General features: G+C 61.5%; 6 protein-coding genes and 2 pseudogenes. 1 reads left to right on the top strand and 7 read right to left on the bottom strand.

Features of this window, described 5'->3' with window-relative positions; genetic code table 11:
- From tnpC to JQ586_RS39935, 3 genes and pseudogenes are all read right to left on the bottom strand, one after another.
- Positions 1–1,543 (bottom strand): annotated as a pseudogene (tnpC, locus tag JQ586_RS39945) (IS66 family transposase); the annotation flags it as partial.
- Between the two features lie 69 nt (positions 1,544–1,612).
- Entirely contained in the window at positions 1,613–1,966 is a 354-nt protein-coding gene (gene tnpB, locus JQ586_RS39940) for an IS66 family insertion sequence element accessory protein TnpB (protein ID WP_212400105.1), read from the bottom strand.
- Positions 1,967–2,136: 170 nt separating this feature from the next.
- Positions 2,137–2,385 (bottom strand): transposase, encoded by a 249-nt coding sequence (locus JQ586_RS39935; RefSeq protein ID WP_212400104.1) that lies wholly within the window; start codon positions 2,383–2,385, stop codon positions 2,137–2,139.
- On the opposite strand from JQ586_RS39935, the gene JQ586_RS39930 reads away from it, so the two are divergent.
- Positions 2,356–2,568 (top strand): hypothetical protein, encoded by a 213-nt coding sequence (locus JQ586_RS39930; protein ID WP_212400106.1) that lies wholly within the window; start codon positions 2,356–2,358, stop codon positions 2,566–2,568. The two genes, JQ586_RS39935 and JQ586_RS39930, sit on opposite strands and share 30 nt — an antisense overlap.
- Positions 2,569–2,642: 74 nt before the next feature.
- Here JQ586_RS39930 and JQ586_RS41035 read toward each other — a convergent pair.
- The 4 genes and pseudogenes from JQ586_RS41035 to JQ586_RS39915 form a co-directional block, all read right to left on the bottom strand.
- Positions 2,643–3,025, bottom strand: a pseudogene (locus JQ586_RS41035) (hypothetical protein).
- A gap of 382 nt (positions 3,026–3,407) precedes the next feature.
- Positions 3,408–3,602 (bottom strand): hypothetical protein, encoded by a 195-nt coding sequence (locus JQ586_RS39925; RefSeq protein ID WP_212400103.1) that lies wholly within the window; start codon positions 3,600–3,602, stop codon positions 3,408–3,410.
- A 98-nt stretch (positions 3,603–3,700) separates the two neighbouring features.
- Complete coding sequence (locus JQ586_RS39920; RefSeq protein WP_212400102.1) at positions 3,701–3,898, bottom strand: hypothetical protein; 198 nt, start codon at positions 3,896–3,898, stop codon at positions 3,701–3,703.
- Positions 3,899–4,529: 631 nt separating this feature from the next.
- Positions 4,530–4,823 (bottom strand): hypothetical protein (locus tag JQ586_RS39915; RefSeq protein ID WP_212400101.1); only part of this gene is annotated, 294 nt, incomplete at its 5' end.

Genomic DNA, 4,823 nt, shown 5'->3' with positions numbered 1-4,823 from the left:
TTCGATCCTGCTATGGGGATGGCCGTCGATGATCGCCTGGAGCGTTTCGGCGATGTAGGCCACCGGGTTGATGTCGTTGAGTTTGCAGGTGGCGACGATCGAGGCGAGCAGGGCCCAGTTTTCTGCCCCGATTTCATGGCCGGCGAAGAGAGCGTTTTTCCTGGTCAAGCAGACTGGCCGGATGGCGTTCTCGACCGGATTGGTGTTGAGCTCGGAGACGCCCGTCTTCGAGGAAGCGGGTCAGTCCCTGCCAATGATTGAGCGCATAGCGGATGTCCTCGGCGAGCGTCGAGCCGCTGGAGATCATCGACAGCTGCTTCTCGAACCACGACTTCAACGCCACGATCATCGGCAGCGAGTGCTCCTTGCGCGCGGCCAACCGGATGTCCGGCGATGAGCCGCGCACCATGGCTTCGATGGCGTAAAGCTGTGCGATGTGCCGAACGGCGGTCTCCGCGATCGGCGACTTGCTGTTGCGTACCAATTTGACGAAGCGCCGGCGCAAATGGCTCCAGCAATGCACGAGCGTCCAAGGCCCTTGCGGCCGAGCGACTTCGGTCAGCCGGTCATACCCGTCATAGGCGTCGCATTGCAGGTAGCGTCCGCCAAAACCATCGAGGAACTGCTCAGCAAAGGCATCGCTGCGACCGGGGGCATATCGGAACAGCACGATCGGCGGACTTGTGCCGCTATGGCCGTGGTCGTCTGAGGCGATCGCCCAGAAGTAGCCCTTCTTCGTCTGGCCGCGCCCCGGATCGAGTACCGGCGCCCTGATCTCATCCATGAACAGCCGATCCGCCATGGCCAGGTGGTGGCGCATGTGGTCCGCTATGGGCTGAAGATGGAAGCAGGCGCGACCGGACCAGTTGCCCAGTGTCGCCCGATCAAGCCGGATGCCCTGGCGCGCATAGATCTCGGCCTGACGATAAAACGGCGTGTGGTCGCCGAACTTGGAGACGATCACGTGCGCGATAGCCGCTTCGGTCGGCAGCCCGCTGGGCACGACGTGCTCCGGTGCGTGCGCCTGCACAACAGGGCCCGAGCACCGGCGACAGATGTATTTCGGGCGGCGCGTGACCAGCACGCGCCATTGCGCTGGGATCACGTCGAGGCGCTTGCTGACGTCCTCGCCGATCTTCGTCATGGCACCACAACCGCATGGGCAGAGCGTGCTTGCAGGCTCGATGACCCGTTCCACTCGCGGCAAATGAGCAGGCAAGCAGCCACGATTGCGATGAGAGCCTTGATCCGGATCGCTCCGCGATCGTCCCTGGATGACCTTCTCGGCTCTTTCCTGCGCCGCGTCCAAAATGCCTTGGGCGATCTCCACGTCCTCGAGCGGCAAATGGTACTGATCTGGTCGTAGCTTCTCGGATTTCGAGCCGAACTTGTCGCGCCGCAGTTCGCCGAGAATGACCTCAAGCCGACGCCGGGCCTCCTCCGACGCCGCCAGCGCCCCCTGATGCTCGCTCAAGGTCGCCTGCGTTTGCGCCAAAAGCGCCTTCAGGCGTTCGTTTTCGTCGCGCAGCGCAGCGATGCTCATGCGCTATTTCGAGCATATCGCCACCGCGCGTGCCACGATTAAAATAGCTGCCGAGTCATTCTGCCGCAGTTATCCCGCCACTTGCGGGCGCGGTGCTTCTTCCGGGCGGACCAGCCTCCAATCCAGTCCTTCGAACAAGGCCGCGAACATCGCCGGCGACATTCGCATCACGCCGTCCGCGATCGTTGGCCAAACGAACTTGCAACCTTCGAGACGCTTGTGCACCAACACCAGGCCTGTTCGATCCCAGACCAAAATCTTGATCCGGTCCGCTCGTTTCGATCGGAACACGAAGGCTGCGCCGCTGAACGGATCAAGACGGAGCATCTCCTGCACCTTTGCCGCAAGCCGATCGTGGCCACAGCGGAAGTCGATCGGCCGCGTTGCAACGTAAATCTTCAGATCAGCACTGGCCGCGATCATCGTGACGCTCGCACCGCACGGATCACCCGGGACAGCTGCTCACCATCAATGGCCGTATCCGTCCGCAGCACGACGTCACCAATCGCGATCTCAAGCTTGATCGCCGGAGCCTGATGCCCCTCCAACGCACCTTCCACGACCAGCGGCGCGAATGTCGGCGGGGACGCCTCTCACGGCGGCAACATGCCTCGCTGTCGAAACCGCCGTCGCCAATCGTAGATCTGCCAGCGTGTCGCTCCGTGCTTGCGCGCCACCTCGGACACCTGAGCACCAGGTAACAGACTCTCGGCGACGATCCGAGCTCTCTCGGCTTCCGAACGCACGCGGCGCCCCGACGGTCCTTCAAGAACTTCCAGCCGGCTCACAGACCCCGCCGATGAGCCGTCTAAATGGACGTCCTTTTTGCTGTCCAATCCCATCCCAAACCTCCGTCCAAGCCGGAGGCTTCTTCGCATAGCTATCCAGATCCCGAAGCAAGGGTTCCCGCTAAGCGCTTACTCAAGAAGATCATCGAGGGCGGGTCAAGAACGCCAGCCAAGGCCAAACACAAGCCCTCGAAGGCCGCGAAGAAGGCTCCGGCCAAGAAGCGCAAAGCCGGTTGATCAGCTGTACCCATTCCGCCGCCGGTCGCGCTGCATGGCGGGAATCTGCCCAAGGGCGCGAGCCCGAACTGGCATCACCGTTCTCTCGGCCACCATACCGAGGGCGGGTTCATCGCCGAGATCTTGTTGGTCCGCAGCGCAACCAGAGGGCTCCGCTTGAACGGATGCCCACTCCGCCGCCAGCAGTCCTTGCATCGCATGTACCGCTCCAGTTCGTGAACCGGTGTCCACTTCGGCCGGCGGACGATGTCGAGTGCGACGGTCTGATCGGTCTCACATCCGAGGTACTTGACCTCGAGGTAGCGATATCCGGCGTTCAGCGCGTCACCCAGGGCAGGGGATGGCTGGGGCCGGTCCCTGGAAGGCGAGCATGCGCGGCGTTCCATGCCTGGCAGGCTATGGCGTCGGCTTCCTTGCGCGCATCCTTGGCCGTTCGGCCAGGTGCCGGACGCCGAATCTAATGGATAGCGGCCGGGTCAGCCTGCTGGCGGCTCAGATCAGCGCACGGCGGAGCCCGAGACCTCCCGGTCTGGAAGCCGGCCTTGGATTATCCGGGCATCGCAGGACCTTTCGGCTTCCGCGAACGTCTTGAATGGCGATCCGCCAACCTTGATGGCAGGGTTGTTGCACGGAGGGATCGCCATGACGCAGCGAAGCCGGGCTGTCCATGGAAGCCAGGTCCGCTCCGCGCCTCGTGGTAAATTACAAACGAATAGCCGCCGCTGCTCGCCAGCCAAACTTCTAGATCTTCGGGAGTTTCAACGCGGCGGAAGTGTGGGGCCATTTTTGCCCTCCACCGGAGGCTAAACCTGGTCCCCCGTGATCATCCTGATGGACGCTCAACCTGCTTTTGCGCGGTTGGTCGCTTCAGCGTCCGGCGCCAGCCGTTCTGCCTTTAGGCGCTCCCGATTATCGTGAAACGCTTTTTGCGCTTTGGCGTAATCGGTCATAGCTTCCTTCGCTCTGACGGCTTTGAATACCTTGTGGGCTTCGCGTTCCGCAGCTGTCGTTGGCCGCTCTCGGTCTATGATCATTGTTGACCTCCGCACTTGGAGCTCAATAGTCAACGCGCGGAGAGGACTTTCGATCCTGTCGGCCAACTCATCTGAACTCGACCAGCCGGCGCACGCCTTTATCGCTCAGAAGCACCGTCTGGCCTACGGGCGGGATTGGCGATCTCAAGATCCAGCGGCGTCAGGGGAGTGGTGCGCTTGTTGATCTCGTACCTTGAGGCTAGATCCTGGAGGCGTCGTTTGATGAATGGATCGGCAGCCTTGTCGGCGAGATCCCGCACCAGCCTGGCATGCCGCTTCCTGAAATCGTCGTCCATGACCTCTGACCGCTCCATTTGGGAGATCAGGTTATCGCAGCCTGAAGGCGTCTGAAAGCGCCCCTGTACAAACTGCACGGGCAACTCACTGAAAGGTTGGTATCAGCTTGCCAGCCAGTACAATCCCAAGGTCATGGACCAGTGCGTCAACGCCTGCATCAAATGTGACCACGGCAGCGTCACCACCTGCACGACGTCCTGCACGCTGAAGGGCGCACGGTGACAAAATACCAGCGGGCCTCGGTCAACTTCTTCATACGGCGATTCGATATTCCTTGTCCGGCGCTCTCATGACGATGTTCAACGCATCATCCGGCAATGGCCGCTGCAACGCTTTCGCCTCGACATTGCGGATCACGGGGCAGGGTAGTCGGGAAGACGCCCGGACCGCCTATTGTTTGGCCGGTTCTTCAGGCGGTTGCGGAGCGGGCTGCTGCGAACTTGGAGCGGCTGTAGCTTGCGCGGACGCCCTAGGCTTTGGCTTCACGCGGGTCTTCGATGAACTAGCCGGCGGTGGCTCCGGCTCGGCCCCGCAACGCTTCTGATCGGCCAGCATAGCGAGATACTGTTGGCGGCTCTGTAGCGCGGCGATCTCTGTGTCGGCCGTACCTTGGAAGTCCATGCCGAACCACTAGACGGGAATGACGAACCCCGCCACGCCGGCTGCCACGTTCTGTGCCGTCGTAAGGCCCTTGTCAGCAGCGAGTTGCTTGACCTTTTCATTGTTTGCCTGGACCTCGGCGAGGATTGCGGTGCAATCCATGTATGCGCCTTGCGCGAATGATTTTAGGAAATGGAATGCACAACGATAAGAACACTGCGAAGCGCAAAGCTTTCGCAATCGCTGCACTAGATGCCGTAATGGGCCCTGCTCCGAGCAAGTGGTCATGATGGTGGCTGTCCCCCGATAGATGATGAAACGGGG

The sequence above is a fragment of the Bradyrhizobium jicamae genome, from assembly GCF_018130215.1.
Lineage (GTDB): Bacteria > Pseudomonadota > Alphaproteobacteria > Rhizobiales > Xanthobacteraceae > Bradyrhizobium > Bradyrhizobium jicamae_A.
The sequence above is the reverse complement of the archived record's forward strand: the minus strand, read 5'-3'. Positions and strand labels throughout refer to the sequence as shown.

Bases quoted from the DNA above. Each gene is read 5' to 3' on its own strand.
- tnpB (WP_212400105.1), bottom strand. From the start codon at position 1,966: ATGATCGCGGCCAGTGCTGATCTGAAGATTTACGTTGCAACGCGGCCG.
- JQ586_RS39930 (WP_212400106.1), top strand. From the start codon at position 2,356: ATGGACGTCCTTTTTGCTGTCCAATCCCATCCCAAACCTCCGTCCAAG.
- JQ586_RS39935 (WP_212400104.1), bottom strand. From the start codon at position 2,385: ATGGGATTGGACAGCAAAAAGGACGTCCATTTAGACGGCTCATCGGCG.
- JQ586_RS39925 (WP_212400103.1), bottom strand. From the start codon at position 3,602: ATGATCATAGACCGAGAGCGGCCAACGACAGCTGCGGAACGCGAAGCC.
- JQ586_RS39920 (WP_212400102.1), bottom strand. From the start codon at position 3,898: ATGGACGACGATTTCAGGAAGCGGCATGCCAGGCTGGTGCGGGATCTC.